Below are 26,947 nucleotides of genomic sequence, written 5' to 3'. Positions count from 1 at the left end.
TCAGATCCCGGTCACCGCGGCGGTGGAGGTCACGTCAGCCTTGGGGCGCGCCTCCTCGGGCACTTCGCCGGTGACGAGGTAGATCACCTGTTCCGCGATGGAGGTCGCGTGATCGCCCATGCGCTCCACGTTCTTGGCGATGAAATGCAGATGCATACAGGCGGTGATGTGGCGCGGGTCTTCCATCATGTAGGTCAGGAATTCGCGGAACAGCGCCGAATACATCTGGTCGATTTCCAGATCGCGCTGGCGCACATTCTCGGCCAGTTCGGCGTCGCGGTGCAGATAGGCGTCGAGCGCCATCTTCAGCAGTTCCTCGACCTCCTGCGCCATGCGCCGCAGGGATTTGGTGGTGCCGCCCACGGGCTCCATCTGCGACAGGACCGAGGTCCGCTTCGCCATGTTCTTGGCGTAGTCGCCGCAGCGTTCCAGACTGGCAGAGATCTTCATCACCGTCAGCACGGTGCGCAGATCGCTGCCCATGGGCGAGCGGATGGCGATGACGCGGGCGGCTTCCTCGTTGACGCGCTCTTCCATCTCGTCGATGGCGCGGTCACCCTTGCGGACCTGCTGGGCCAGTTCCTCGTCGCGGGTCTCAAGCGACCGCGCGGCCTCGGAAATCGCGGTTTCGACCATCCCGCCCATCTTCATGATGAGCGCTTGGATGCCTTCCAGATCGCGGTCGAACGCGCTGGCGATATGTTGCTCTTTCATCATGTCCTCCTCAGCCGATCCGGCCGGTGATGTAGCTTTCGGTGCGCGGGTCGGTGGGGTTGGTGAAAATCTGGCCGGTCTCGCCGTATTCCACCAGATTGCCCAGATGGAAAAACGCGGTCTTCTGGCTGACGCGGGCGGCCTGCTGCATGGAATGGGTGACGATCACCACGGAATACTGCGCGCGCAATTCGTCGATCAGTTCCTCGACCTGCGCGGTGGCGATGGGGTCGAGCGCGGAGCAGGGCTCATCCATCAAAAGCACTTCGGGCTCGGTCGCCACGGCGCGGGCGATGCACAGACGCTGCTGCTGGCCCCCCGACAGGCCGGTGCCCGGCGCGTGCAGACGGTCCTTGACCTCGTCCCAGATCGCGCCGCGGCGCAGGCTTTTCTCGACGATCTCGTCCAGTTCGGCCTTGTTGCGCGACAGCCCGTGAATGCGGGGGCCATAGGCCACGTTGTCGTAGATCGATTTCGGGAAGGGATTGGGTTTCTGGAACACCATGCCCACCTTGGCGCGCAGCTGCACCGGGTCCACCCGCTTGTCGTAGATGTCCTCGTCATCCAGCTTGATCGTGCCTTCGACGCGGCAATTGTCGATGGTGTCGTTCATCCGGTTCAGACACCGCAGGAACGTGGATTTGCCACAGCCCGACGGCCCGATAAAGGCGGTGACGGTCTTGTCGCGGATCTCGACGCTGACATCCTTGATCGCGTGGTTTTCGCCGTAGAAGACGTCCACGCCCTTGGCGATGATCTTGTTTTCCAGAAGGTCCACGGCTCGGTCCATATGTCTCATATCGTTCATTCTTGGCTCCCGTCTGGTGTTACCACCGGCGCTCGAAGCGGCGGCGCAGGATGATCGCGATGATGTTCATCACCATCAGGAAGAGAAGCAGGATGATGATCCCGCCCCAGGCACGTTCGTAATAGGCAGGGTCCGCCCGTTTGGCCCATTCGTAGATCTGGGCAGGCATGGCGGAGTTGGGCGACAGGAAGCCATCGGCAATCCCGTCGGGCATGTTGGTGGCGATGTAGCCCACCATGCCGATCAGCAAGAGCGGCGCGGTTTCCCCCAGCGCCTGCGCCAGCCCCAGAATGGTGCCGGTCAGAATGCCGGGCATGGCCAGCGGCAGGACGTGGTGGAACACCGACTGCATCTTGGACGCGCCAACCCCCAGCGCGGCATCGCGGATCGAGGGCGGCACGGCCTTTAGCGCCGCGCGGGTGGAAATAATGATCGTCGGCAGCGTCATCAGCGTCAGCACCAGCCCGCCCACCAGCGGCGCGGATTGCGGCAGGTGCATGAACTGGATGAACACCGCCAAACCAAGGATACCAAACACGATGGACGGCACCGCGGCGAGGTTGGAGATATTCACTTCGATCAGGTCGGTGAAGCGGTTCTTCGGCGCGAATTCCTCAAGATAGATCGACGACGCGACGCCGATGGGCAGCGACAGGATCAACACCACCAGCATCATGAAGAACGAGCCGAGGATGGCGATCCCGATACCCGCCTGTTCGGGGCGGCTTTCGGAGGCGTCGGCACCGGTGATGAAATCCCAGTTGAAGCCTGCGCGCATCACGCCTGCGTCCTGCAGCGCGTCGGCCACGTCCAGATGCGCGGCGTCGATGTTCTTGTCGCGCGCGATGCTGTCGCGGGTGACGCGGCCCTTGAAATAGCCGTCGATGCGCGAAGAGGTCAGGATCTCGAACTCCTGCGTCGTGCCGACGATTTCGGGATTGGCCAGCACCCGGTCCCGCACGATGGCGGCGGCGGAGGACGACACGATGCCATCGGCCAGATCGCCCGCATCGTCGAATTCGGTGGCGATGCCGCGGCGCTGCACTTCGGCCATGAGCGCGTCTTCGATCAGTGGCTTGTAGCCAAAGGTCGACACCTTGCTCATCACCTCCAGATCGCGGGTGCCGGATTTGTCGAGCTTTGCCTCGGGCAGTTCGATCGGCAGGACCATCTTGGTCTGGGTAAAGGCGGGCAGGCCATTGCTGATGATGGCGCTGAGCAGCCACACAAGCGCGAAGAGCCCGATTGCGATGGCGCCGATGCCATAAGCCTTGAACCGGGTCTCGGCGGCGTTGCGTTTGCGCGTCCGTGCATCGGCCTGCAGCAAGGAGCCCTTGCGCGGGGTGCCGTCGGACGGGGTGACGCCGGAGAAGGACGCGTCGCTCATTCGTATTGCTCCCGGTAGCGCCGCACGATCCACAGCGCAAAGATGTTGAGGGCGAGGGTGATGACAAACAGCGTCATCCCCAGCGCAAAGGCCACCAGCGCCTCGGGGGAGGCGAAATCCGCGTCGCCGGTCAACTGGCTGACGATCTTGGCGGTGACGGTGGTCATGGCGTCGAACGGGTTCATCGACAGCCGCGCGGCAGCCCCGGCGCCGAGCACGACGATCATCGTCTCGCCGATGGCGCGGGAGGCGGCCAGAAGAATGGCACCGACGATGCCCGGCAGCGCCGCGGGGAGGACGACCTGACGGATCGTCTCGGACCGGGTGGCGCCAAGGCCCAGCGAGCCGTCGCGCATCGCCTGCGGCACCGCGTTGATGATGTCATCGGACAGCGACGACACGAAGGGGATCAGCATCACGCCCATCACCAGACCGGCGGTCATGACGGCGGTGCCGCCCTGCATCCAGCCCACGCCCAACGCGCCGTTCTGTCCAAAGAGCGACACCAGCAGCGGCCCGACCGTCAGCAGCGCGAAGAGGCCGTAGACGATGGTGGGGATACCGGCCAGCACCTCCAGCAGCGGCTTGGCCACAGCGCGCACGGGGCCGGAGGCATATTCCGACAGGTAGACAGCGGCGAAAAGCCCGATCGGCACCGCGACGATCAGCGCGATGATCGAGATATAGAACGTGCCCCAGAACAGCGGCAGGATGCCCAGTTGCGAGCCGCCGCCGAACGAGGGCGACCATGTGGTGCCAAAAAAGAAGTCAGAGGCGGGGTAGAGCTTGAAGAATTCCAGCGTGTTGAAGATCAGCGACAGCACGATCCCCAGCGTGGTGAGAATGGCGATGCAGGCGGCGGCGATGAGCAGACCCAGCACCAGCCGCTCGACCGCGTTGCGGGCGCGGAAATCGCCATCGGTGCGGCGCCACGCCAGCGCGGCCCCGCCAAGCGCCAGCAGCAGCACCACGGCGGTCATCGCCCAGCCACCCACGGCGGACAGCGACACCGCGCGGCGCGCGGCTTCGGCCATGTAGGGCTCGATCTCGCCCGAAACGGCAACACCGGCGTCGCGCATGGCCGGGCCCAGATCGGCGGCGGAAAGCGTGTCCACCGGGACACCACGTGCGGCGGCGATTTGCAGCCCCTCGGCGATGCGGTTCACGTCCGACATGATCAGCGACAGCGCGCCACGCCCGGCATAGGCCTCGGCGGGCACGATAGAGGAGATGCTCATCTGGATGAGCAGCGGCTGCGCCACCAGCCACAGCGCCAGCAACAGCAGCGCGGGCACCAACCCCCACAGCGCGACGTTGGAGCCGTAATAGGAGGGCAGGGAATGCAGGCGGCGACCGTCATGGTCCACGCTGGCAAGCGCACGGCGGCGCCCCATAACGTAGCCCGCGGTGGCGATGCCCAAAACGATCAGCAGGGTCCAGAGCGGCGGCATGAAGGGTCTTTCCTGAATGAGGACGCCGGGCCCCGATGGGGAGCCCGGCGATGGGGTGGGTCGACGCGGCGACAAGCGCCGCTCGCGTGCAACCCGTCAGATCACATGGCGGAGCCCATGGTCTCTTCGTCGGCGACCAGCTGCTGGGTGGCAGCCAGTTCCGGGTCGGAGACGAGGCCGTATTCGGCCAGCGGGCCATCGGGGCCTGCGATTTCGTCGGAGACGAAGAATTCAGCGAATTCCTTGACGCCGGGAACCACGCCGATGTGGGCCTGCTTGATGTAGAAGTAGAGCGGGCGGCTGACCGGGTATTCGCCGGAGGCGATGGTTTCGGTCGACGGCTCGACGCCGGACATGGTCGCGACCTGCAGGCTGTCGGTGTTGTTTTCGTAGAAGGACAGGCCGAACACGCCGATGCCGTTGGGGTTGGCATCGATGCGGGCGAGCGTTTCGGTGTAGTCGCCATCGATGTCGACCGAGCGGCCATCGGTGCGCAGCGCCATGCAGGCGGCTTCGGCGGCGTCTTCGTCACCCTTCACTTCGGCAAAGGTTTCCATCGCGCCGGTGGCCTCGCAGCCAGCGATGATGACCTTTTCTTCGAACACTTCGCGGGTGCCGTGCTTGGTGCCCGGAACGAAGGCCTGAATTTCCTGCTCGGGCAGATCGGGGTTCACTTCGTTCCACATGGTGTAGGGGTTGGCGACGACTTCGCCGTCAACGACGACCTCGGCGGCCAGCGCCTTGAACCAGTCTTCGGGAGTGAAGGCGAATTCGTTGCCGTCGACGTCGGAGGCAAAGACGATGCCGTCATAGCCGATGCGCACTTCGATGATGTCGGTGACGCCAGCGTCGGCACAGGCCTGCACTTCTTTCTCGCGGATCGCGCGGGAGGCGTTGGCGATGTCGATGGTGTTTTCGCCGACGCCTTCGCAGAAGCGCTTCAGACCGGCGGAGGAGCCGCCCGATTCCACGACCGGGGTCGGGAAGTCGAAGTTCTCGCCAAAGGCTTCGGCCACGATGGAGGCGTAGGGAAGCACGGTGGACGACCCGGCGATCTGCACCTGATCGCGGCTCTGCGCAAGCGCGCCGGTCGCGGATACGGCGGTGAGCGCCAGAGCGGATGCGGTGAGTTTCATCATGGTCATGTCAACTCCTGACTGGTGTGTTTGACGGGCCTCGCTGGCCTCTGCGGGTGACCTATTGGGAGTCGGTGTCGTGTATGTAAAAGTTTTGTAACAGATTTATGAAATGGGGTCTGCTGCCGTTAGGTCAGTTGCGCTAGGGATGGCAGGAATTTGCGGGGGACGTGGCATAAGTCATTGAATACGTATGGTTTAGAGGCGCCGCGCACTGGGCGCATCGTCGGCGCAGGTGCCGGATATTTTTCACCGCCGACTGTCATTTTTCCGGGGTGTCGGGAATCGGTTCGACCCGCAGGGTGATGTCAGGATCGGGGCGGATGGTCATATGCATGACCGGCACCGGCAGGGCGCCTGCGGGATGGAAACGGAACCGCGCCAGCAGCGTGGCGAGGATGATCTGCGCCTGCATCATCGCGAAATTCGCGCCCACGCAGACGCGCGGCCCGGCCCCAAAGGGCAGATGCGCATAGCGGTCGCGGTTGGCGCGGGCCTCGGCGCTGAAATGACCGGGGTCGAAGGCATCGGGCGCGGGCCACAGATCCCGGTGCCGGTGCAGCGACCAGATATTGAGAAACAGCGCATCGCCGGGGCGGATTTCGCGCTCGTGGAGCATGTCGGGCCTCAACACATTGCGCGCGAGAAAGCCCACGGGCGGATAAAGGCGCATGGTTTCGTCCAAGATCGCCTCCGTCAGTGGCAGGGCGGAAAGATCGGCGGCGGTGGCGGCGCGGGCGCCCAGCACAGCGCGGGCCTCGGCATGGGCGGCCTGCTGGATGTCCGGAGAATGTGCCAGCATCAGCAGCGCCCAAGACAGCGCCAGCGCCGTCGTCTCATGCCCGGCGACGATAAAGAACTGCATGTTGTGCAGCAGATCCTGCGCGGTCATGCGGCGGCCGGTTTCGGGGTCTTCGGCGCGCAGCATGTAGTCCAGCAGATCATCGGGCGCGGCATCGGGCTGCGCGGGGCGGGCGCGGCGGGCCTCGATCGCCTGCGCAACCATGCGGTGCATCGTGCGCACGGATTGACGCCCGGTGAATTCGCCGGGACGGGGCAACCATGCGGGCGCTTCCAGAAAATCCAGCAAGGACACGCGTCCGATGGTCAGGAAATACCGTGTGATCGCTTCGGCATAGAGGTCGGCGTCAAAGTGGTCGCGCCCGGATAGGGCCACTTCGCAGATCACATCGAACGTGGCCGACAGCATCTGCCCGACGATGCCCACGGGGCCAGATCCGGCGGCAAGCCGGGTGCTGGCCCGTTCCGCGGTGCCGGTCATCATCGGAGCCAGCGCGGTGACGTTGCGGGCGGTAAAGACCGGGGCGATGGCGCGGCGCTGCCAGCGCCACTGCGCGCCCTCGGCGGTAAAGAGGCTGGCGCCGACAGCCGGGCGCAGCATCCGCAGCATGGCTTCGGATTTGGGGTAATTGGCGTGGTTGTCGAGGAACACGCGCTTCATCGCTTCGGGGCTTTGCACCATGTGCCAGCGCCCCGGCCCGGTGGTGCCGGTGACGATGGGCTGGGTATAGGCGATGCCGGGAATGATGGTGAGCACGTTGCTGCGCATGGCGCGCAGCGAGCCCAGAAGCCCGAGAGGCCGCATCTGCGGCGGGATATGCGGCGGCACGAAATCGGTCATGGCAGGGAATGTGACATGCGGGCCGGGCATGTCCAGTGGGGCAGCGCGCGCGATGGGCGTCGGCGGTGTGTTTCGCGTAGCGCCCTGCCTCAGCCGGAGGGGCAGGCATGAAAAAGGGGAGCGCACGGGCGCTCCCCTTCGGGATCATGAGATGGGGCGCGGGGCCCCGCTGCGATCAGCCGAGGATCGCGTTGAGCGTGGCGGAGGGGCGCATGACCGCGGAGGTCTTGTCCTCTCCCGGGTGGTAGTAGCCGCCCAGATCGACGGGCTTGCCTTCGCCGTCCTGAAGCTCGGCGAGGATCGTCGCTTCCTTTTCGGCCAGCGCCTGCGCGATGGGGGCGAAATGGGCGGCGAGGTCGGCATCGTCCTGCTGTGCGGCCAAGGCTTCGGCCCAGTAGCGGGTGAACCAGTAATGCGAGCTGCGGTTGTCGTTCGCGCCGACCTTACGCTCGGGCGAGCGGTCATTGTCGAGCACCTGCTGGGTCGCGGCCTCGACCGCTTCGCCCAGAACCTGCGCCTGCTGTTTGCCGCGCGCTTCGGCGAGGAACTTCAGGCTTTCGCCCAGAGCGCAGAATTCGCCGAGGCTGTCCCAACGCAGGTGGTTTTCCTCGACCAGCTGCTGAACGTGCTTGGGCGCGGAGCCGCCAGCGCCGGTTTCGAACAGGCCGCCGCCGTTCATCAGCTTCACGATCGACAGCATCTTGGCCGAGGTGCCCAGTTCAAGGATCGGGAACAGGTCGGTCAGGTAGTCGCGCAGCACGTTGCCGGTGATGGTGACGCAATCGTCGCCCTTGCGCATGGTTTCCAGCGTGAAGCGGGTGGCTTCGCGCGGGGCCATGATCGGGATATCGATGCCGGCTTTCTCAAGTGCGGGTTTCACCACCTTGATGAGTTCGGCGTCATGGGCGCGGGAAGCGTCGAGCCAGAATGCCGCGGCGCCGGTTGCTTTCGTACGGGCGATGCCAAGCTTGATCCAGTCTTCGATCGGGGCCTTTTTGGCGGTGGCGGAGCGCCAGATGTCGCCTGCTTCGACGGCGTGTTCATGCAGCACGTCGCCATTGGCGAGCACGATGCGCACGGTGCCTGCTTCCGACATTTCGAAGGTGGTGGGGTGGGAGCCGTATTCTTCGGCTTTCTGCGCCATCAGGCCGACATTCGACACGGCACCGCAGGAGGTGGGGTCGAGCGCGCCGGTTTCCTTGAAATAGTCGATCGTCTCGTCATAGACGGCGGCATAGCTGCTATCAGGGATGCAGCATTTGGTTTCGGCGGCGTTGCCGTCCGGACCCCAGCCAATGCCACCGGCGCGGATGATCGCGGGCATGGAGGCGTCGATGATGACGTCCGAGGGGACGTGCAGGTTGCTGATGCCGCGATCGGAATTCACCATGTAAAGCGGCGGGCGTGCTTCCAGCGCGGCTTTCAGATCGGCTTCAAGCTCGGTCTTGCCGGCGATGCGTGCTTCCAGATCGCCGAGGCCCGAATTGGGCGACCAGCCCAGATCGCTGACGGTCTGGCCGTGCTTGGCAAGGAAGTCTTCGAGGTAGACCGCCACGAAATGACCAAAGATGATCGGGTCGGAGACCTTCATCATGGTGGCCTTCAGGTGGACGGAGAACAGCACGCCCGGCTCGGTTGCGGCGATCTGCTCCTTGATGAAGGCGCGCAGGGCGGAGGCGGACAGGAAGGTCGCGTCGACGACGGTGCCTTCGTCATAGGACAGGCCATCCTTCAGCACGGTTTCGGCGCCGCCTGCGGAGGTAAAGGTGATGCGGGCGCCACCGGCCTGCGCGGCGGTGATGGTGGTGGATTTCTCGTTGGAGCGGAAATCGCGCGCGCCCATCGTCGCGACATGGGTGCGGCTGTCCGACGACCATTTGCCCATCGAGTGGGGGTGCTGCATGGCGTAGGATTTCACGGCCTTTGCCGCGCGGCGGTCGGAGTTGCCTTCGCGTAGGACCGGGTTCACCGCGGAGCCCTTGATCGCGTCATAGCGGGCGCGGACGTCACGCTCTTCGTCGGTGGTCGGCTCCTCGGGGTAGTCGGGGAGGTTGTAGCCCTGCGATTGCAGTTCGCGCAGCGCGGCGACCAGCTGCGGCACGGAGGCCGAGATGTTGGGCAGCTTGATGACGTTGGCGTCGGGGGTCTTCACCAACTCGCCCAGTTCGGCCAGATCGTCGGAGACGCGCTGATCGTCATTGAGGTAGTCGGGGAAGGCCGCAAGGATCCGCCCGGCGACGGAGATGTTGCGGGTTTCCACATCGATGCCGGCGGCAGCGGCGAAGCTGCGGATCATCGGCAGCAGCGAATGGCTGGCCAGTTCCGGGGCTTCGTCCACGATGGTATAAATGATATCGGGGGTCTGAGTGTCTGCCATGAGTTCCGTCATCTCCGAAGTCGGGCGGGCCGGGCTGACGGGTCTGTTCCCGCGTGCCCCGACCGCGAGTGGGCAATCCCGTTCCGCTTAAACAACGCCGCTGCATCCGTCAATGTGTGCCATGGTATACAGTCAAATTTTACCGGCCTCGGCGGCGCCGCGCCGAGGTCTGGGGACAGGTCCGTCGTTGCAGGGCACCGCAGACGGGCAGGGCGGGGCTGGATAGGGCGCTGCACGCGGCGAAAATCGGATCGGGGCCCCGTGTCGGCGCGGGTGAGCGATTGCCCTTTGGCCCCGGCTCCCATAGATGGAGGCGAAATTCAGACAACACCCGCAAGGCGGGTCCAGAACACCGAAAGGACAGCGCATGGCGGCCTACCAGTATGTGTATCACATGGATGGCGTCTCCAAGACCTATCCGGGCGGCAAGAAATGCTTTGAGAACATCCGGCTGAGCTTCCTGCCTGGCGTGAAGATCGGCGTCGTCGGCGTCAACGGCGCGGGTAAATCCACGCTGATGAAGATCATGGCCGGGATGGACAAGGATTTCACCGGCGAGGCATGGGCCGCCGAGGGCGCGCGCGTAGGTTACCTGCCGCAGGAGCCGAAGCTGGACGAGGACAAGACCGTCCGCGAAAACGTCATGCTGGGCGTGAAGGCCAAGCAGGATCTGCTGGAGCGCTATAACGAACTGGCGATGAACTACTCGGACGAGACCGCCGAGGAGATGGCCCAGCTGCAAGACCAGATCGACAGCCAGAACCTGTGGGATCTGGACAGCCAGATCGACGTGGCGATGGAGGCTCTGCGCTGCCCGCCCGATGAGGCGATGCCGGAGAACCTGTCGGGCGGCGAACGCCGCCGCGTGGCCCTGTGCAAGCTGCTGCTCGAAGCGCCGGACATGCTGCTGCTCGACGAGCCGACCAACCATCTGGACGCCGAAACGATCGCATGGCTGCAAAAGCACCTGATCGAATACAAGGGCACGATCCTGATCGTCACCCACGACCGTTACTTCCTCGACAGCATCACCGGCTGGATCCTCGAACTCGACCGGGGCCGGGGCATTCCCTACGAGGGCAATTACACCGCGTGGCTGGAGCAGAAAGCCGAGCGTCTGGCGCGCGAGGCCAAGGAAGACAAATCCCGGCAGAAGATCCTCGACCGCGAACTGGAATGGATCCGCGCCGGTGCGAAAGCCCGTCAGGCCAAGCAGAAAGCCCGGATCAACGCCTATGAAGAACTGGCGGGCCAGTCCGAGCGCGAGCGCGTCGGCAAGGCGCAGATTATCATCCCCAACGGTCCGCGTCTGGGCAATAAGGTGATCGAGGTCGAGAACCTGCGCAAAGCCTATGGCGACCGGCTGCTGATCGAGGATCTGAGCTTCTCGCTGCCGCCGGGCGGCGTGGTGGGCGTGATCGGCCCGAATGGCGCGGGTAAATCCACGCTGTTCCGGATGCTGACCGGGCAGGAACAGCCCGATTCCGGGTCTGTCACCTACGGCGACACCGTGGATCTGTCCTATGTCGATCAGTCCCGCGATGCGCTTGGCGGCGACAAGACCGTGTGGGAGGAAATCTCCGGCGGGGCCGAGATCATCGAATTGGGCGACGCGCAGATGAACAGCCGTGCCTATTGCGGGGCGTTCAACTTTAAGGGTGGCGACCAGCAGAAAAAGGTGGGCCTGCTGTCTGGCGGTGAACGCAACCGCGTGCATATGGCCAAGCTGCTGAAATCCGGCGGCAATGTGCTGCTGCTCGATGAGCCGACCAACGATCTGGACGTCGAAACCCTGCGCGCGCTGGAAGACGCGCTGGAGGATTTCGCGGGCTGCGCCGTCATTATCAGCCACGACCGTTTCTTCCTCGACCGGCTGTGCACGCATATTCTCGCTTTCGAAGGCGAGGCGCATGTGGAATGGTTCGAAGGCAATTTTGAGGCCTATGAGGAAGACAAGATCCGCCGTCTCGGCCCTGATGCGGTCGAGCCAACCCGTGTGAAGTATAAGAAATTTACGAGATAACATGTGTTCATGAATTGGTTTGTCCGGCGCAGAGAGCGCGGCCTACGCCGCCTCCTGCGCCGGGACATGCCATCTGACGAGTGCTTTTCCCGCCTGCCGCGTCGTGTTTGGATGTATTGGCAACAAGGCGAAGCGGCTGCCCCCGATCTGGTGCGCGAATGCATCGCGTCGTGGCGGTCGCAGAACCCCGGTTGGGAGATTGTGGTTTTGGATGGCGACAGCGCCGAGGCGCTGGTCGATATGAGCGATCTGCCGGCGGGTATGTTGATCCGGCGGCGATCGAACCTGCTGCGGATGCGGCTGCTTTTGGCGCGGGGCGGGGTCTGGGCGGATGCCACGACGTTCTGCGCGCGACCCCTCAATGACTGGTTGCCGTTGATGATGCCAGCGGGGCTGTTCGTGTTTTCCAATCCGCACCCGGATCGGATCATCTCCACATGGTTTCTGGCGTCGCTTCCGGGCCATGAGGCGCTGCGCCGGCTGGAGGCGGGCTATCGCGCGCATGTTCTGGCCGACATCCGCAAGCCGCCCTATTTCGCCTATCACTATGTCTTTGAATACCTGATGTTTTCCGCAAGTTTCCGGCGGTTGTTGCAGCACATGCCGCGTATTGGCGCCGTGCCGCTGCATCGCGCACAGCGCTATCTGGTGGCGCGGGCGGAGGGTGACGAGCCAGCCCGGCCCGATCTGACCGGGGTGCCGCTGCACAAGCTGACATGGAAAAAGCGGATCGAAGTGCCCGACCTGCAAACCCTGTTGGCGCAGGGGGCTCGCGACGGGTCCGGGCCCGATAGCGGCGCGCCTCCTGCGCTCAGCGCCTAGACCGGGAACGCCCCCCGGACGCGGGTTTCGCAATGGCGGGCCAGGGCTTTGCGGTCGTTGAAATCGCGCGCTTCCACAGGGGGGTGGAAGACGATTTCGACGGCGCCCTGACGCGGGCGGGCCAGCACCTTGAGCAGGTGGCTGCCGAAATCCATGTCGCCCCACCAGCCGTAGAAACGGGGATCGGCGCCTTCGGGGGCGTGGTAGATCACGGTGACGGGCTGGACGTGCAGTTCGGCGCGCAGAGGCTCGGTCATGAAGGCCTGAAACAGGCTGGTCTTGAACGGCAGGACGCGGCGGCCATCCGTGCTGGTGCCTTCGGGGAAGAACAGCAGCCGGTGACCTGCGGCCATGCGGGTTTCGAATAAGCGGGCCTGCACCCCGGCCTCGCGCGATTTGCGGGCGATAAAGACGGTGCCGGTGGCGCGGGCAAGCCAGCCGATGCCGGGCCAGTCGCGAACCTCATCCTTGGACACGAAATAGATCCGCTGGGGCGCGTTGAGTGCGAAAATATCGAGCCAGCTTGCGTGATTGGCGACGACCGCGCCGCCTTCGCGCATGGGGGTGCCGCGCACGCTGTGACGGATGCCAAGGATGCGGAACGCCGCGCGGCAGACGAACTGCGTGATGTGGGGGGTCACGGGGCGGTTCACGCCGCACAGGGGGCGCTCCACCAGCCGGACCAGCAGCAGCAGGCCCAGACACCCGAAGGTCACGACACCGAGGATCGCCCCGCGCAGCACCACCAGCGCCCATCCCAGCGGGCCGATCGGGTCCGTGCGCACAGGCGCATCCTGCGATTGCCAAGCGGCGGCCATCGGTTAGCCCCGTCCCGCGCGGCTGCGCTCGCGGGTGTAGAGATCGCGCTGGCGGTTGTTCATACGAGTGGTGTCCATGACCAGACAGACATCGGTGGTGTTGAACGCGTGGTCGACAAAGGCCCCGTCGCCGACATAGCCGCCCATGCGCAGATACCCCTTGATCAGCGCGGGCGTGGCCAGCATCGCGGCCTTGCGATCGATCTGGTCGGGCGGCAGCAGATCCATGCGCTGAAACACATGCGGATGTGGGCGCACCCGCATATCAGGCGGGGCGAGGTGGGCGTGGTGCAGGTGGCTGAGCGGCTGGGCCAGCGCCGCGATATCGGTGCCGTGAAAGGACGCGGTGCCGAACAGGATTTCGATGCCATGATCGGCGACATATTCGGCAAGCCCGTTCCACAGGTGATACATGGCCGAGCCGCCGCGATAGGCCGGGTGCAGGCAGGAGCGCCCCAGTTCCAGCAGGGGCCGTCCGCCCGCGCGCAGCAGGCTCAGATCATATTCGTCGTCGGAATAGAATTGGCCCACGGCCTCGGCCCGGTCACCGCGCAGCAGCCGGTAGACGCCCACCACATGCGACAGCGTGTCGGGATCGCGGGCGGGGTCGATCAGCAGCAGATGGTCGTAGAACGGATCGAACCGGTCGGTTTCCAGCCGCGCGTCGTGATCGACCATCGGGCCATCGCCGCCCAACTCGGCGACGAACACCTCGTAGCGGAGGCGCTGCGCGGCTTTCAGATCCTGCGCGTCGCGCGCCAGCCGCAGCTGAAACGCCGGGGCGGAACTGGGCGCGGACAGGCCGGGGTCGCGCGGGTCGGCGGGCCCTGTGGGACGGCTCAATGTCATGGGCGGCAAGTCATGGGGCACAGGTCATGAGACAAGGTCATGGGGTCGATCTCCGGCCACGGCTCCGGCGGCGCGGGCGCCCGCGGGGCGCGGACGCGGCATGCCGGTCTGGCCCGCCTTCTACGCAACGGCGCGCATTTGCACAAGTTCTGTCGATGGGGCGTGCCGCCGCACGGGGCGCTCTTCCGTTCCTTGACGCTATGACGTAACAGGATGCGGACCCACAGACAGGCGCGACCCAGAAAACCGGGCGCGACCCACAGACAGGCGGAAGGCAGATCATGGCGAAGATCACCTATATCGAACATAACGGCACCGAACATGTGGTGGAGGTGGCCAACGGGCTGACCGTCATGGAGGGTGCGCGCGACAACGGCATTCCGGGCATCGAGGCCGATTGCGGCGGCGCCTGCGCCTGTTCCACCTGCCATGTCTATGTCCATCCCGACTGGGCCGAAAAGCTGCCCGAGGCCGACAGCATGGAAGAGGACATGCTGTTTTTCGCCCATGATCCGAAGCCGGGCCAGTCGCGCCTGACCTGTCAGCTGAAAGTGTCCGATGCGCTGGACGGGTTGATCGTGCAGATGCCGGAAAAGCAGGCTTGAGCCGCGCGGCGGGGCGGCGGGCAGGGGCGTTTCTGGCGCTGACTGCCGCGTTGACCGTGACGTTGACGTTGACCGTGACGGGACCGGGCGCGCAGGCGCAGGGCTCGGACACGGATGCTGCCCCGCGCATCCTCTCCGCCCGCTATGTGGAGCCGACCGCCCGCTATCCCCACGGGGTGCTGGGCGATGACGAGGAATGGGGCGCGCTGCGGCTGGAAACCACCGCCGGGCCGCGCCTGTTCCGTCTGCCTGAAACGCTCGTATTCGAGGATACCGCGCCGCGTCTGGCCGATCTGGACGGCGACGGCCATCCCGAGGTCATCGTCGCCGAAAGCCATCTGCGCCGGGGCGCGCGGCTGGCGGTGTGGGGGGCTGACGGGCGCCTGACCGCGACGCCGCATATCGGGCAGGCATTCCGCTGGCTGGCGATTGCGGGCGCGGCGGATCTGGATGGCGACGGCGCGGTGGACATCGCGTTGGTTGATCGTCCGCATCTGGCAAAGGAATTGGTGATCTGGCGCTACAGCGACGGCGCACTGCGCCAAGTAGCGCGGGCCGGAGGGCTGACCAATCACCGCATCGGTGAAACCGACATCGCGGGCGGCATCCGTGACTGTGCGGGCGTGGCAGAGATCATCACGGCCAATGCGGACTGGACCGGGATCATAGCCAGCCGGTTTGACGGCGACACGATCACCAGCCGCCTGATCGGTCCGCATCGCGACGGCGCCGATTTTGCCCGCGCGATGGCATGTGACCCGTCCTGAGGTCTGCGCCTAGGGCAACAGGCGCAGGGCCTGCGGATCGTAGCCCGCGAAATCGAAAATCTCCCGCGCGGCGGTCAGCCGATCCGGGGGCAGCGCGGCCCCGGCGCGATTGAGCACGGTGCCGAACGCGCCCGACGGCGTGCCCAGAACCAGCGTGCGCGCGTCGCCGTCGATCCACAGCACCCAGACCGGCGCATCTATCCCCGGCAGAGAAATCCGCCCCGGCCCCAGCGCGGCCACCGGCCCGGCAATGCCGTCGGCACGGGTGGCGCGGGCGCCGTCGGCGGCGAAGCTGATGCGGCACAGTGTGCACGGCCCGCTGCCGTAGCGCGCGACCTCCACCCAATCCCCGACCAACTGGCTGCGCGAGAACCCCGCGATGGAGGAAATCGGCGCGTCGACCGCCCGAAACCCGGATTGCGGCGGTGGCGGCGCCCCACAGGCAGCCAGCGCCATAAGCGCAAGGGCGTTGAGTGGACGCAGAGCGGTCAATTGCGGCACAGGGTGGACCTTTCGCCAAGTTTACCAAGCACTTCGACGCAGCCGGGCACCGGCGCGAAGGGGGTGCAGCTGCGCGAGCGCGCCAGACAGACATCCGTGCAGTCCGTCGAAACCGAACAGGATTTGCCTGCATCCGGGGTTGGGCGGATGCAGCGATAGGTGCCGTTGCCGCTGCGCTGGAACATGCCGCCATCGCCAAGGCAGGACGCCTGCGGGCCGGTCAATGCGGCGGGCACCGGGGGCCGTGTGCTGCGCACGGCGGCGGGGGCGATCACCTCGCCGCTCAGCGGCGTCAGATCTGACAAAGGGGCGGGTTCGGGTGCTGCGTCCGCATCGGGCGCAGGCGTGGCATCAGGGGCGGGGCTGGGTTCGGGCGCGGCGGCGGTGGTGTCCTCCGCAGGCGGCGGGGGCGCGTCGCCGCGCAGGCTGTCGCAAGCGGCAAGCCCGAAGGCCAGCACCAGCGCCGCGATCCCGGCGCTGGTTGTTTTGGCGATGCGCCCGCCCGGCTGCGCGCCTATCGCGCGCCCGCGCCCAAAACGCCCGTCGGGCGCCTCCGCGCGCAGGGTGTCAGGGGCTGAGCGGGGCCGGGACAGGCGCATCATGGATCTTAGAACGGCATAGGATGGGCGCGATGGGCGGCTTCGATTTCCGCCAGCACCTCATCCGACAGTTTCAGATCCGCCGCGCGCGCGGCGGTTTCGACATGGGCCACGGTGGTGGAGCCAAAAATCGGGATCGTTGGGAAGGGCCGGGTGCGGGTCCACGCAAAGGCCATTTCCGAAGGGTCGAGATCATGGCGGCGGGCGATGTCCAGATAGGCGTCGATGGCGGGCCAGACCCGATCAGTGACGCGCCCGCCGATGGTTTCGTTGATGGCGCGGCGGCTGCCTTCGGGGGTGGCGCGACCGCCGTCGTATTTGCCCGACAGCATCCCACCGGCCAAGGGCGTGTAGGCGAGAAGCGTCACGCCTTCGTTCACCGCTAGTTCGGCCAGATCGAGATCATAGAACCGGCAGAGCAGCGAATATTCGTTCTGGATAGTGAGCATTTCCGGCGCGCCCATATCGCGGGCAAGGCGTAGCCATTGGGCGGTGCCCCATGCGGTTTCGTTGGACAGGCCAACGGCGCGGATCTTGCCTGCGTCGCGCAGGTCCTTGAGCTTGCCCAGCACCTCGACCATATGCGCTTCGGTTTCCGCGCGGTTCTGCGAGGACGGGTCATAGGACCAGTTCTGGCGGAAATGGTAGGAGCCGCGATTGGGCCAATGCAGCTGGTAGAGATCGAGATAATCGGTCTTCAACCGCTCCAGCGAGGCATCGAGGGCCAGATCCAGCGTCTCGGCGCTGATACCGGCGCCGTCGCGCACCATGCCGCCATTCGGACCGACGATTTTCGACGCCAGCACGATGTCAGAGCGGCGGCCGGTTTTCTCAAGCCAGTTGCCGATCATGATTTCGGTGTTGCCGGCGGTCTCTTTCTTGGGCGGGGAGGGATACATCTCGGCGGTGTCGATGAAGTTGATACCGTGATCGAGCGCGCAATCGATCTGCGCGTGGGCCTCCGCCTCGGAGTTCTGGCTGGCCCAGGTCATGGAGCCCAGACAGAATTCGGAAACGGTGATCTGGGAGGAGCCGAGGGGAATATGGCGCATGGGGCGCTCCTTGCAGTGTAGAGGGACGGATCGAGCGCACTATGGTGCGGCGCGCGGCGAGGGCAAGGCGAAAGCCCTGCGCGGAAGGGTGAAGGGATGCTGTGAGTTAGGGTTTTAGATTAAGGATGTCTCGTTAACCTATGTAAACGTTAGGTATTTATATCGGTTGCGCTTGCCAATGATGCGGTGGCGGGTCGGTTTGTGCCCTAGACATCCTCCGCATAATCCGCGGGTTTTGCGGACCGCAGGGGCCCATCAAAAACCCCGCCGGCGGATCGCGCGGCGGGGCTTTCTAACTCGGACGGTCTGATGCGGCTCAGCCAGCGCTGGCGCCTTCCTTTTTGTGGTCGGCGTAGATCAGCAGCGGCGCGGCTTCGGAGGTCACGGCCTCCTCGTTCACGACCACTTCTTCGACATGATCCAGACCCGGCAGGTCGAACATGGTGTCGAGCAGGATATCCTCCATGATGGAGCGCAGGCCACGGGCACCGGTCTTCCGCTCGATCGCGCGGTGGGCCAGAGCGCGGAGCGCGTCGTCGGTGAAGGTCAGCTGCACGTCTTCAAGCTCGAACAGGCGCTGATACTGTTTCACCAGCGCGTTCTTGGGCTGGGTCAGAATGGTGACCAGCGCGTCTTCGTCGAGATCCTGCAGCGTCGCCAGAACGGGCAGGCGGCCAACGAATTCCGGGATCAGGCCGAATTTCAGCAGATCCTCGGGCTCCAGCTGGGTGAACACCTCGCCAATGCCACGGCTTTCGGCGTCTTTCACATCGGCGCCAAAGCCGATGGCCGAGCCTTTGCCCCGCTGGGCGATGATCTTTTCCAGACCGGCAAAGGCGCCGCCGCAGATAAACAGGATGTTGGTCGTGTCCACCTGCAGGAATTCCTGCTGCGGATGTTTGCGCCCGCCCTGCGGCGGCACGGAGGCCACGGTGCCTTCCATGATCTTCAGCAGGGCCTGTTGCACGCCTTCGCCGGACACGTCGCGGGTGATCGACGGGTTGTCGGATTTGCGCGTGATCTTGTCGACCTCGTCGATATAGACGATGCCGCGCTGCGCCCGCTCGACGTTATATTCCGACGCTTGCAGGAGCTTCAGGATAATATTTTCGACATCCTCGCCGACATAGCCGGCCTCTGTCAGCGTCGTCGCGTCGGCCATGGTGAAGGGCACATCGATGATGCGCGCCAGCGTCTGCGCCAGAAGCGTTTTACCGCAGCCGGTGGGGCCGATCAGCAGAATGTTCGATTTCGCCAGTTCGATGTCGGATTTACCGGCATGGTTGAGGCGTTTGTAATGGTTATGCACCGCGACGGAGAGCACCCGCTTCGCATGGCCCTGACCGATGACGTAATCGTCGAGCACCTCGCAAATCTCCTTCGGCGTGGGAACGCCGTCGGTCGATTTGAGGCCGGAGCTTTTGGTTTCCTCGCGGATGATGTCCATGCACAACTCGACGCATTCGTCGCAGATGAACACCGTCGGGCCGGCGATGAGCTTGCGCACCTCGTGCTGGCTCTTGCCGCAGAAGGAGCAGTAAAGCGTGTTCTTGCTGTCGCCACCGGAAGTCGTTGCCATCGTCATCCTCTGCGGGCCGCATCCGGCCCATGCTGTAGGGGGTTCGCGGTTCATCCGCGCCCGGTTCGGCAGCACCGCTGCCCTGTTGTGTTCTGCCCTGTTGCCCTGAGTCTAGGACAGCCCCCCCGGAGGCACAATCCGAAAATCCCCAAGGCCCCGTGGGGGCAGGTGCGGCCCTGTCCCGGCATTCATGGCCGGGGCAGGGCGCTGGATCACTTGTCGCCTTCGATCTTGGCGCGGCTTTCGACGATCTCGTCGATAAGGCCCCAGTCGCGGGCTTCTTCGGGGGACATGAAATTGTCCCGCTCCAGCGCGGCTTCGACCTTCTTGAGGCTCTGGCCGGTATGCTTGACGTAGATCTGGTTCAGGCGGTCTTTCAGCTTCTGGGTTTCTTGGGCGTGGATCATGATGTCCGTCGCCTGACCCTGATAGCCGCCGGAGGGCTGGTGCACCATGATGCGGCTGTTGGGCAGCGAGTAACGCATGCCTTTCTCGCCCGCCGTCAGCAGGAGCGACCCCATCGACGCGGCCTGACCGATCACGAGGGTCGAGACCTTCGGCTTGATGTACTGCATCGTGTCATAGATCGACAGGCCAGAGGTCACGACGCCGCCGGGGCTGTTGATATACATCGAGATTTCTTTGGACGGGTTTTCGGCCTCGAGGTGCAGAAGCTGCGCCACAACCAGCTGGCTCATGCCGTCATGCACGGGGCCGTTGACGAAAATGATCCGTTCCTTGAGCAGGCGCGAGAAGATGTCGTAGGCCCGTTCGCCGCGGCTGGTCTGTTCGACCACCATGGGGACGAGGTTCATGTAGGTTTCGATGGGATCTGTCATCTGGTCTCTGCCTCAAAATTCCGGGCGCCGGGTGGGCGCGGTCCTCAGGGGCCAACGCCAATGCGCCCCCGGTCGTGACGAGTCTTAGATGCGGCCCAGAGGGGCTGCAAGGGGCGCGCGGCATTGGCGGGTCACGCGAAGGGCCCGCGCGCGGGGTCGGGTGCTGGCGGTCAAGGGGAAGATGGGGGCGCAGGCGCGGCTGGAAAAGGGGCCGCTCGGGTGACGTGGGGGCGGCGTGGCCTGTGGCGCGTGGGTCGGCGTCTCGCGACCTGACGAACAGGGCGCACTCGCCCGCGAACAAGGTCGCAGGCCGCGCGGGCGAGCGCCTGCCCGTCCCCACGGGCTGGCGCTTTGTCATCCTCGCGCTGACCTCGGAGCGGGGAGGGATGTGGCTGAGATAAAACACGCCGCTCAATCGTCGCAGCGCCATCCCCCGGGCAGGCTCACGGTGCGCCCGGCCTTAGGGCAGGATGCGCTGGTATTTCGTGCCTTCGAGCGTCGCGCCGACGATCAGGCCGGACTGGCCGAAGACCAGTGCGATGACGGGGTCGAGGGCGGTCAGCGTTTCGGCCGACAGGTTGCCGCCCTGATCGTTGAGCGCATATTCGGCATCTGCCCCCACGGACCAGCCAGCGGAGGTGCGGAACTGGCGCAGTGCTTCTTGCGTCATGAAGAACAGCGCGTGGCCATATTGCTGGGCGCCGATCTGCAACCCGATGGTGGCCTGCGTAGCCGAATAGTAATCGACCGTCGCGCCATTGATGCGCAGCGCGCCGCGCCCGTAGCTGCCGCCGATGCCGATCCCGGCCTTGGTGATGAGCGGCATGAAGAGGATGCCCGCCGCCTTGGCCGCAAGGTCGCGCGTGCCGGGGTAGCGGTTGAAGAGGAAATTCTGTGTCGCATCAACGCGCTGGTCGATCGTGGTGGCGTTGGGATTGCCCACGCCATTGCCACAGCCCGCAAGGAGCGTCGCGCCCCCGGCAGCCATGCCTGCGATCAGGCGTCGTCTGTTGAGAAAGGATGTCTGCATGCTCATTGCACTGCCCCGCAATTTCGCGCTTGAAAATCATTCGCCGCCCTGTCCCGGCCGGTCGCCCCATCTATAGGGCGTGAAAGCCGGTGTGTCACCAATGCTTGTGGCCTAAATGGCACAAACCCCGCCACGCAGCAGATCCCCGCCGAAACAGGCGGCAGGCGGGGGGCACGCGGGGCGCACAAATGGTGGGCAGGGCGCGGGTTTACGCCCGCGATCAGCCGGGCTCAGCCGGCCTTCAACCGGCGCGCAATGCGGGGGGCGAAATAGGTCAGAACCCCGTCGCAGCCCGCGCGTTTGAAGGCCATCAGGCTTTCGGCCATCACCGCTTCGCCATCGATCCAGCCGTTTTGCGCGGCGGCCTCGATCATCGCGTATTCGCCCGACACCTGATAGGCGAAGGTCGGCGCGCCAAAGGTCTGTTTGGCCCGGTGGATGATGTCGAGATAGGGCAGGCCCGGCTTGACCATGACCATATCCGCGCCTTCGCTCAGGTCGCGGGCGATGAGGCGCAGGGCCTCGTCGCTGTTGGCCGGGTCCATCTGATAGGTCTTCTTGTCGCCCTTGAGCGCGCCGGACGCCCCGACCGCATCGCGGAACGGCCCGTAGAAGCCAGAGGCGTATTTCGCTGAATAGCTCAGGATCGCCACATCGCGGTGGCCTGCGGCCTCGAGCGCGGTGCGCATGGCCCCGATGCGCCCGTCCATCATATCCGAGGGCCCGAGGATGTCGGCCCCCGCCTGCGCCTGTGCCAGCGCCATCTTGACCAGCGCTTCGACGGTTTCGTCATTCACGATGACGCCGTCACGGACAATGCCGTCATGGCCGTTGGCGTTATAGGGGTCGAGCGCGATGTCGGTCATGACCGCCAGTCCCGGCACCTCGGCCTTGATCGCGCGGATGGCCCGATTGGCAAGGTTGTCGGGGTTCCAAGCTTCCTCGCATAGTTCGGTTTTCAGCGCGGGATCGGTATAGGGAAAGAGACAGACGGCAGGGATGCCCAGCTGCGCGGCCTCCGACGCGGCTTCGACGATCATGTCGACAGAGCGGCGCTGCACACCGGGCATGGAGGTCACATCCTCCAGCACGCCTTTGCCGTCGCGCACGAATAGCGGCCAGATCAGGTCGTCCACCGTCAACGCATTCTCCCGCGACAGCGCCCGGATCGCGGCGGTGGTGCGGGTGCGGCGCAGGCGCGCGGCGGGGAAGGGGGCGGTGATCGGGCGCATCGGCGCTCTCCTTGGTGGGGGCGTCCGGCGGGGCCGGGCGGCGCATACCAGAAACATGGCCCAGACATGCACCCAACCGCAGCCGATCTCAACCCGGCAGGACGCGGCAGAACCGCCCGGCGCAGCGGCACCGCGTCGCGGCAGTTGCGCCACACCTGCACGCAGCGGCGCCGGGGCTCATTTCATATCCTCCGCCGCGCCATTACCTTGATGCGAATCTGCTTCAAGGGTCCACATGCTCGACTGGTACAGCCGCGTTCTCGAACTGATCGACCTGAGATCGTTTTCCAACCTGTGGTACTGGATCGGGCTGGCGGTGGTGTGGTCGCAGGCCTCGCACCGGGTGCTGGGCGTGCCCTATGACATGGTGACGCGCGCGCAGCGTGATGGCGGTCAGGCGGAGCAGGATCTCAACGATATCGTGCGGGTCAATGTCACGCGGCTTTTGTATATTCAGGACACGGCGGGGCTATGGATTTTCGCGATCTTCCATTTCGTGCTGACCTCGCTGCTGATCCTTGGCTTTTGGTATGCGATCGAATTCGCGCAGGCGCTGGCCCTGATCGTGGTGCCGATGGCGATGGTAGGGGGGCTGTCGGTGCGCACCGCGCGGGCGATCCTGCGCACCGATGGCGCGGACCTGTATCAGCGGCTGCGGCGGCACCGGTTGATCGTGCAGCTGATCGGGATGGTGTCGATCTTCATCACCGCGTTTTGGGGCATGTTGCAGAACATGAACTTTGGCGCAATCTGAGCCGGTGGCCCAGAGGAACGCGCTGGGGATTGTGTGGGCGATGGGCGGCTGTGCGCCGCGCATCCCACGCTGAATTCCCCGCGTTCGCCAAGCGGCGGCAGGGCGGCGCGGGACGGGCAGGGCTTGACACCACCGCCGGCGCCGATACCTCAGCACTCCCATGACCACATCCCGCCCGCATAGCGCCCCGCCCAGAACTCACGTCACCGTCGGCGGCGCCCCCGAAGGCCATGACGCCCGGATCATCGCCCGCGAACTGGAGCGTGGCGCAGGCGCGGTCGTGCATGTCGCGCGGGATGACAAGCGGCTGGCGGCGATGCGCGCGGCGCTGGAATTCTTTGTGCCGAATGCCGTGGTGCTCGATTTCCCCGGCTGGGACTGCCTGCCCTATGACCGGGTGTCGCCCAATCCCGATATCTCGGCCCGGCGGATGGCGACGCTGGCCGCGTTGACCCACGGGATGCCGGGGCGGTTCATCCTGCTGACCACGCTGAACGCAGCGACGCAGCGGGTGCCCGCGCGCGAGGTGCTGCGCGAGGCGGCGTTTACCGCACAGGTGGGGCGCCGGGTGGACGAAGAGGCGCTGCGCACTTTCCTTGTGCGCATGGGCTTTACCCAAGCGCCGACCGTGCTGGAGCCCGGCGATTACGCGGTGCGCGGCGGCATCATCGACATTTTCCCGCCGGGCCATCCCGGCCCCGTTCGGCTGGATCTGTTCGGCGATACGCTCGACGGGGCGCGCCGTTTTGATCCCGCGACGCAGCGCACGACCGAGAAGCTCGACATCGTGGAACTGGCGCCGGTGTCGGAGGTCATTCTGGACGACGCGGCAATCACCCGGTTCCGGCAAAACTACCGGATCGAGTTCGGCGCGGCGGGCACCGACGATCCGCTCTATGAGGCCGTGTCTGCGGGGCGCAAACATGCCGGGATCGAGCATTGGCTGCCGTTTTTCCATGCCCGGCTGGAGACGCTTTTCGACTATCTGCCCGACGCGGTGGTGGTGCTGGACGATCAGACCAAGCCTGCCCGCATCGCCCGGTGGGAGGGCATCGCGGACCAATATGACAACCGGCGCGAGGCGCTGAAGACGAAATCCCGCATGAGCAGCGTCTATAAACCCGCGCCGCCGGAATTGCTGTATCTGAACGAGGGCGCGTGGGATGCGGCGGTGGCCGATCACCGGGTGCTGTCGCTGTCGGCCCTGCCGCATGGCAGCGGGCCCGGTGTCATTGATGCGGGCGGGCGGATCGGGCGGAACTTCTCCCCCGAGCGGCAGCAGGAGAAGGTCAGCCTGTTCGGCGCGCTGGCCGATCACATCCGACGCAGCCAGCGCGACAGTCAGGTGATTGTCGCATCCTATTCCGACGGCGCGCGGGAGCGTCTGCGCGGGCTGCTGGAGGATGAGGATCTGGGCGGCACCACGGAGATTGGCGATTTCCGCGATGTGCCGGAGGGCAACGGCGGGGTATTCCTGACGGTCTGGGCGCTGGAGCACGGGTTTACCGGCGACGGGCTGACGGTGATTTCCGAGCAGGACGTTCTGGGCGACCGGCTGATCCGCGCCCCCAAAAAGAAACGCCGCGCCGAGAATTTCCTGACCGAAGCGCAAAGCCTGACCCCCGGTGATCTGGTGGTGCATGTGGATCACGGCGTGGGGCGTTACATGGGGCTGGAGACCATCGCCGCGATGGGCGCGCCGCATGAATGCATCCATCTGGAATATGCAGAAGGCGCGCGGCTGTATCTGCCGGTCGAGAATATCGAATTGCTCAGCCGCTTCGGCCATGAGGAAGGCCTGCTGGATAAGCTCGGCGGCGGCGCGTGGCAGGCCAAAAAGGCCCGGATGAAGGCGCGTATCCGCGAGGTCGCCGACCGGCTGATCCGCATCGCGGCGGAACGGGCTCTGCGCAAGGCGCCGGTGATGGACCCGCCCGGCGATCTGTGGGAACAGTTTTCGGCCCGCTTCCCCTATCAGGAAACCGACGATCAGTTGGCAGCGATTGCCGACACGGTGGCCGATATGGAAAGCGGCACGCCGATGGACCGGCTGATCTGCGGCGATGTCGGCTTTGGCAAGACCGAGGTTGCGATGCGCGCGGCCTTCCTTGCGGCGATGTCGGGACGGCAGGTGGCGGTGATCGCGCCGACGACCCTGCTGGCGCGGCAGCATTTCAACAGCTTCGCCGAGCGGTTCCGCGGCTTTCCGGTGAATGTGCGGCAACTGTCGCGCTTTGTCCCGGCCAAGCAGGCGTCCGAGACCCGCAAGGGGCTGACCGACGGCACCGTCGATATCGTCATCGGCACCCATGCGCTTTTGGCGAAATCGGTGAAGTTTCAGGATCTCGGTCTGCTCATCATCGACGAGGAGCAGCATTTCGGCGTGTCCCATAAGGAACGCCTGAAGGAGATGCGCACCGATATCCATGTGCTGACCCTGACCGCGACGCCGATCCCGCGCACGCTGCAACTGTCACTGACCGGTGTGCGCGATCTGTCGATCATCGGCACCCCGCCCGTCGACCGGCTGGCGATCCGCACCTATGTCAGCGAGTTCGATGCGGTGACAGTGCGCGAGGCGCTGCTGCGCGAGCATTATCGCGGCGGGCAGAGCTTCTATGTCGTCCCGCGGATCTCCGATCTGCCGGAGATCGAGGAGTTCCTGCGCGAACAGGTGCCGGAGGTGAGCTTCGTCACCGCGACCGGGCAGATGGCGGCGACCGAGCTCGACGACCGGATGAACGCCTTCTACGACGGCAAATATGACGTGCTGCTGGCGACGACGATCGTGGAATCGGGGCTGGATATTCCGACCGCCAACACGATGATCGTGCATCGCGCGGATATGTTCGGTCTGGCGCAGCTCTATCAAATCCGGGGCCGGGTGGGCCGGTCCAAGACCCGCGCCTATGCCTATATGACGACGAAACCACGCACACCGCTGACGCCCGCCGCCGAGAAACGTCTGCGCGTTCTGGGCACGCTTGACAGCCTCGGCGCCGGGTTCACGCTGGCCAGTCAGGATCTCGACATTCGCGGCGCGGGCAATCTGGTGGGCGAGGAACAATCCGGCCATGTGCGCGAGGTCGGGTATGAGCTTTACCAATCCATGCTGGAGGAGGCGATTTCCCGCATCCGGTCCGGTCAGATGGAGGGGCTTACCGATGATGACGGCCAATGGGCGCCGCAGATCAACCTAGGTGTGCCGGTGCTGATCCCGGAGGATTATGTGCCCGATCTGGACGTGCGTCTGGGGCTCTATCGCCGCCTGTCCGGGCTGACCACGAAGGTGGAACTCGAAGGTTTCGCCGCGGAACTGATCGACCGGTTCGGCCCGCTCCCGAAGGAGGTCAACACGCTGCTGCTGATCGTCCGGATCAAGGCCATGTGCAAACGCGCGGGCATTGCCAAACTGGATGGTGGGCCCAAGGGCGCGACGATCCAGTTCCACAACGACAAATTCGCCAACCCCGCCGGGCTGGTGGAATTCGTGCAGGCGCAGGACGGTCTGGCCAAGATCCGCGACAACAAGATCGTCGTGCGCCGGGATTGGCAGAAAACCCGCGACAAGATCCAAGGCGCTTTTGCGATTGCCCGGGATCTGGCGGAGAAGGTGCGCGGGTAGGGGTTTAGGGTTGGTGCGGGGGCCGGGTCGGCCTGTCGCATCCTTGGAACTCAGCGCCGCCGCCCGCGAACAAGCGAAGCGCGCGGGCGAGCGCCTGCCCGTCTCGGCGGGCTGGCGCTTGGCCACCTCATGCTGACCTCTGATTGGGGAGGGGTTTGGCGGGTATAAAGCGCGCCGTTCAGGCGTCGGTGCGCCATCCCCCGCGCAGGCTCGCGTTGCGCTTGGAATTCGGAACCTCAATCTTTGAGCACATCCGCTCTCGGACAAGCCCGCAGGGCGCGAGAGCGAGCGCCTGCCCGTCCCGTGGGCTGGCGCTTGGCCACCTCATGCTGACCTC

At 65.3% G+C, this 26,947-nt stretch carries 22 protein-coding genes; 6 read left to right on the top strand and 16 right to left on the bottom strand.

Features of this window, described 5'->3' with window-relative positions:
- From phoU to CBW24_RS09475, 7 genes are all read right to left on the bottom strand, one after another.
- Positions 1 to 717 (bottom strand): phosphate signaling complex protein PhoU, encoded by a 717-nt coding sequence (gene phoU / locus CBW24_RS09505; protein WP_088661852.1) that lies wholly within the window; start codon positions 715 to 717, stop codon positions 1 to 3.
- 7 nt (positions 718 to 724) lie between these two features.
- A complete protein-coding gene (gene pstB, locus CBW24_RS09500) occupies positions 725 to 1,522 on the bottom strand; it encodes a phosphate ABC transporter ATP-binding protein PstB (protein ID WP_088661853.1) in 798 nt (265 codons plus the stop codon).
- Between the two features lie 19 nt (positions 1,523 to 1,541).
- Complete coding sequence (gene pstA / locus CBW24_RS09495) at positions 1,542 to 2,909, bottom strand: phosphate ABC transporter permease PstA (RefSeq protein ID WP_088661854.1); 1,368 nt, start codon at positions 2,907 to 2,909, stop codon at positions 1,542 to 1,544.
- Entirely contained in the window at positions 2,906 to 4,360 is a 1,455-nt protein-coding gene (gene pstC / locus CBW24_RS09490) for a phosphate ABC transporter permease subunit PstC (protein WP_097373439.1), read from the bottom strand. Before pstC ends, pstA begins: the two co-directional genes overlap by 4 nt.
- A gap of 101 nt (positions 4,361 to 4,461) precedes the next feature.
- The gene (locus CBW24_RS09485) at positions 4,462 to 5,505 is read right to left on the bottom strand and encodes a substrate-binding domain-containing protein (protein ID WP_088661856.1); all 1,044 of its coding nucleotides are present in this window, start codon (positions 5,503 to 5,505) and stop codon (positions 4,462 to 4,464) included.
- Between the two features lie 253 nt (positions 5,506 to 5,758).
- Positions 5,759 to 7,138 (bottom strand): cytochrome P450, encoded by a 1,380-nt coding sequence (locus tag CBW24_RS09480; protein WP_097374190.1) that lies wholly within the window; start codon positions 7,136 to 7,138, stop codon positions 5,759 to 5,761.
- A gap of 175 nt (positions 7,139 to 7,313) precedes the next feature.
- Positions 7,314 to 9,515, bottom strand: a complete 2,202-nt coding sequence (locus tag CBW24_RS09475; protein ID WP_097373438.1) for an NADP-dependent isocitrate dehydrogenase — start codon at positions 9,513 to 9,515, stop codon at positions 7,314 to 7,316.
- A 367-nt stretch (positions 9,516 to 9,882) separates the two neighbouring features.
- On the opposite strand from CBW24_RS09475, the gene ettA reads away from it, so the two are divergent.
- Together ettA and CBW24_RS09465 are read left to right on the top strand one after the other, a co-directional pair.
- Positions 9,883 to 11,538 (top strand): energy-dependent translational throttle protein EttA, encoded by a 1,656-nt coding sequence (gene ettA, locus CBW24_RS09470; protein ID WP_097373437.1) that lies wholly within the window; start codon positions 9,883 to 9,885, stop codon positions 11,536 to 11,538.
- Positions 11,539 to 11,649: 111 nt separating this feature from the next.
- A complete protein-coding gene (locus CBW24_RS09465) occupies positions 11,650 to 12,360 on the top strand; it encodes a capsular polysaccharide synthesis protein (protein ID WP_157773186.1) in 711 nt (236 codons plus the stop codon).
- On the opposite strand, the gene CBW24_RS09460 is transcribed toward CBW24_RS09465, so the two are convergent.
- Both CBW24_RS09460 and CBW24_RS09455 read right to left on the bottom strand, forming a co-directional pair.
- Positions 12,357 to 13,178 carry a lyso-ornithine lipid O-acyltransferase gene (locus CBW24_RS09460; RefSeq protein ID WP_097373435.1) on the bottom strand — a complete coding sequence of 274 codons (822 nt, stop codon included), beginning with the start codon at positions 13,176 to 13,178 and terminating at the stop codon, positions 12,357 to 12,359. The two genes, CBW24_RS09465 and CBW24_RS09460, sit on opposite strands and share 4 nt — an antisense overlap.
- Positions 13,179 to 13,181: 3 nt before the next feature.
- Positions 13,182 to 14,027: an L-ornithine N(alpha)-acyltransferase gene (locus CBW24_RS09455; protein ID WP_088661861.1), complete on the bottom strand. Its 846-nt coding sequence runs from the start codon at positions 14,025 to 14,027 to the stop codon at positions 13,182 to 13,184.
- A 281-nt stretch (positions 14,028 to 14,308) separates the two neighbouring features.
- On the opposite strand from CBW24_RS09455, the gene CBW24_RS09450 reads away from it, so the two are divergent.
- Both CBW24_RS09450 and CBW24_RS09445 read left to right on the top strand, forming a co-directional pair.
- Entirely contained in the window at positions 14,309 to 14,632 is a 324-nt protein-coding gene (locus CBW24_RS09450) for a 2Fe-2S iron-sulfur cluster-binding protein (RefSeq protein ID WP_088661862.1), read from the top strand.
- Positions 14,629 to 15,399 carry an FG-GAP repeat domain-containing protein gene (locus tag CBW24_RS09445; protein ID WP_232529664.1) on the top strand — a complete coding sequence of 257 codons (771 nt, stop codon included), beginning with the start codon at positions 14,629 to 14,631 and terminating at the stop codon, positions 15,397 to 15,399. The genes CBW24_RS09450 and CBW24_RS09445 overlap by 4 nt, the downstream gene beginning before the upstream one ends.
- A gap of 9 nt (positions 15,400 to 15,408) precedes the next feature.
- Here the strand turns inward: CBW24_RS09445 and CBW24_RS09440 are convergent, their stop codons facing one another.
- The 7 genes from CBW24_RS09440 to hemB all read right to left on the bottom strand — a co-directional run bounded on the left by CBW24_RS09440 (position 15,409) and on the right by hemB (position 22,231).
- Positions 15,409 to 15,900, bottom strand: a complete 492-nt coding sequence (locus CBW24_RS09440; protein ID WP_232529662.1) for a lipocalin/fatty acid-binding family protein — start codon at positions 15,898 to 15,900, stop codon at positions 15,409 to 15,411.
- Positions 15,888 to 16,502: a hypothetical protein gene (locus tag CBW24_RS09435; RefSeq protein WP_198405165.1), complete on the bottom strand. Its 615-nt coding sequence runs from the start codon at positions 16,500 to 16,502 to the stop codon at positions 15,888 to 15,890. Before CBW24_RS09435 ends, CBW24_RS09440 begins: the two co-directional genes overlap by 13 nt.
- A gap of 5 nt (positions 16,503 to 16,507) precedes the next feature.
- Positions 16,508 to 17,551 (bottom strand): aldo/keto reductase, encoded by a 1,044-nt coding sequence (locus tag CBW24_RS09430; RefSeq protein ID WP_088661864.1) that lies wholly within the window; start codon positions 17,549 to 17,551, stop codon positions 16,508 to 16,510.
- 316 nt (positions 17,552 to 17,867) lie between these two features.
- A complete protein-coding gene (gene clpX, locus CBW24_RS09425) occupies positions 17,868 to 19,130 on the bottom strand; it encodes an ATP-dependent Clp protease ATP-binding subunit ClpX (RefSeq protein WP_088661865.1) in 1,263 nt (420 codons plus the stop codon).
- Between the two features lie 212 nt (positions 19,131 to 19,342).
- Entirely contained in the window at positions 19,343 to 19,969 is a 627-nt protein-coding gene (locus CBW24_RS09420) for an ATP-dependent Clp protease proteolytic subunit (RefSeq protein ID WP_088661866.1), read from the bottom strand.
- A gap of 460 nt (positions 19,970 to 20,429) precedes the next feature.
- Positions 20,430 to 21,005: a lipid-binding SYLF domain-containing protein gene (locus CBW24_RS09415; protein WP_232529660.1), complete on the bottom strand. Its 576-nt coding sequence runs from the start codon at positions 21,003 to 21,005 to the stop codon at positions 20,430 to 20,432.
- A 224-nt stretch (positions 21,006 to 21,229) separates the two neighbouring features.
- Positions 21,230 to 22,231: a porphobilinogen synthase gene (gene hemB / locus CBW24_RS09410; protein WP_088661867.1), complete on the bottom strand. Its 1,002-nt coding sequence runs from the start codon at positions 22,229 to 22,231 to the stop codon at positions 21,230 to 21,232.
- 235 nt (positions 22,232 to 22,466) lie between these two features.
- On the opposite strand from hemB, the gene CBW24_RS09405 reads away from it, so the two are divergent.
- Positions 22,467 to 22,985, top strand: coding sequence for a component of SufBCD complex (locus tag CBW24_RS09405; RefSeq protein ID WP_088661868.1), 519 nt, complete (start codon positions 22,467 to 22,469; stop codon positions 22,983 to 22,985).
- A 160-nt stretch (positions 22,986 to 23,145) separates the two neighbouring features.
- Complete coding sequence (gene mfd, locus CBW24_RS09400) at positions 23,146 to 26,610, top strand: transcription-repair coupling factor (protein WP_097373433.1); 3,465 nt, start codon at positions 23,146 to 23,148, stop codon at positions 26,608 to 26,610.
- The last annotated feature ends 337 nt before the right edge of the window (positions 26,611 to 26,947 follow it).

Source organism: Pacificitalea manganoxidans, assembly GCF_002504165.1.
Classification (GTDB): domain Bacteria; phylum Pseudomonadota; class Alphaproteobacteria; order Rhodobacterales; family Rhodobacteraceae; genus Pacificitalea; species Pacificitalea manganoxidans.
This window is presented reverse-complemented; position numbering and strand designations above follow the sequence as displayed.